This is a genomic window from Aquirufa aurantiipilula, assembly GCF_019923745.1.
Lineage (GTDB): Bacteria > Bacteroidota > Bacteroidia > Cytophagales > Spirosomataceae > Aquirufa > Aquirufa aurantiipilula.
On the sequence record NZ_JAANOG010000056.1, the window covers coordinates 1 to 255 of the forward strand.

General features: G+C 41.6%; 1 protein-coding gene. It reads left to right on the top strand.

Going from position 1 to position 255, the window contains the following annotated elements; translation table 11 throughout:
- Nucleotides 1-255: IS3 family transposase (locus G9H60_RS13335; RefSeq protein ID WP_223144526.1), on the top strand; the 255-nt coding region annotated here is incomplete at both ends.

Consider the following 255-nt stretch of genomic DNA (forward strand, 5'->3'; position numbering starts at 1 on the left):
AGCCGAAGAAGCCAACAAGCGCAAGCCATTCAAGAATTAAGGCAAGATCATCCTTTGGAGCTATTGCTCCAACATGGTCAAATGGCAAAGAGTAGCTTTCATTATTACCAGCATCGCCTTAGCTTGGCCGATAAATACCTTGAAGTAAAAGTTGCGATAAATCGTATCTTTCATGCACACAAGGGTAGATTAGGCTATCGGAGGATAACAGAACTGTTGAAACAGCTTGGTTTTACCATCAACCACAAAACAGTA